We start from the raw sequence: 1,261 nt of genomic DNA, 5'->3' as shown, positions 1-1,261 counted from the left end.
CCGCCCGCTTGCGTCTGCCCCTCGACCCCTTCTCGTTCCTCCCTCGCCGCGCCTGCCCGCCCCGGCCTGTCCCCCGCCGTTCCCCAGCTCCTCCTGGGTCCTCCCGCTTCCTCCGTCGCCTGCTTCTTCCGCCCCGCGGATTCCGTCCTTCGGATGAGTGACCGCTCGCACGTACGACTCTCGACGTGAGTGGTATCTCCCTCATTTCCCTTGGTGCAAATGGCTTCAAAAGGGTGCACAACGGATGACTGGCACCCGGCTGTCGCCCCCTCGGCGTGTAGGTTCCGGGCCGAGAGCCTTGGAAGGGACCAATCCGGTGAACAAGAAGCTTGCAGCCGCACTGTCCGGCGGTGCGGTACTCGTACTGACGCTGTCGGGTTGCAGCGACGACAGCGACGACAAGGTCAACGACTGGGCCAAGAAGGTCTGCGACCAGGTCCAGCCGCAACTCCAGAAGATCAACAACGCCAACGCCTCCATCCTTGAGAAGACCGGGGACGACAACAAGCCCGCCGACGTCCAGAAGGCCGACTCGGTCGCGTTCGGGCAGATGTCCCAGGCGTACAAGGCGCTGGGCACGGCCGTGGACTCGGCCGGTCCGCCGCCCGTCGACGACGGCGAGGCCACGCAGAAGGCGGCGGTGAAGGAGCTCAACGCCTCCTCCAAGGCTTACGCCGACCTCAAGACCAAGGTCGACGCGCTCGACACCAAGGACCAGAGCAAGTTCGCCGACGGCCTGAACGCCATCGCCGACGAGCTGAACAAGATCAGCACCGGCGGTGACCAGGCGTTGAGGAAGCTTCAGTCCGGCAAGGTCGGGGTCGCGATGTCGAAGCAGGAGGGCTGCCAGAAGCAGACTGCCTCCACCGGCCCCTCCGGCTCCGGGGCGGCCGACGCCGACGCGTCTCCGGAGGGCACTGCCCCCGACAAGAAGGAGTCCACGGACAAGGACTCCAGCGACAAGGGTTCCTCGGGCGAGGAACCGGCGGAGAAGGACTCCTCGGAGAAGAAGGCCTGAGCGCTCTTCTCCCGGCCCGGACACCCACCGGGTGTCCGGCCGAGGTCTCCCGCCGGGTGATGCCCGGCTGGCCTGCTTCCCGGCAATCTACGACCGCCGTGGACGGGTACTCCGCGCTGTGCAACAGGGCAGCCGACGGGATACGGGAAGTGGACGCGTTCGGCGAGCCGGAGCAGTGGCGGTTCGACTGGGAACGGCCCTACACCCGGGACGAGTGGCTGGACCAGCTGCCCACTACCGGCC

At 67.3% G+C, this 1,261-nt stretch carries 1 protein-coding gene; it reads left to right on the top strand.

The annotated features are described in order from the left end of the window. Positions 1-316 precede the first annotated feature (316 nt). On the top strand, positions 317-1,018 hold the full coding sequence (locus ACFWM7_RS35315) for a small secreted protein (protein WP_383268886.1): 702 nt from the start codon (positions 317-319) through the stop codon (positions 1,016-1,018). Positions 1,019-1,261 lie beyond the last annotated feature (243 nt).

This window comes from Streptomyces sp. NPDC058375 (assembly GCF_042723425.1).
GTDB lineage: Bacteria > Actinomycetota > Actinomycetes > Streptomycetales > Streptomycetaceae > Streptomyces > Streptomyces durocortorensis.
The sequence above is the reverse complement of the archived record's forward strand: the minus strand, read 5'-3'. Positions and strand labels throughout refer to the sequence as shown.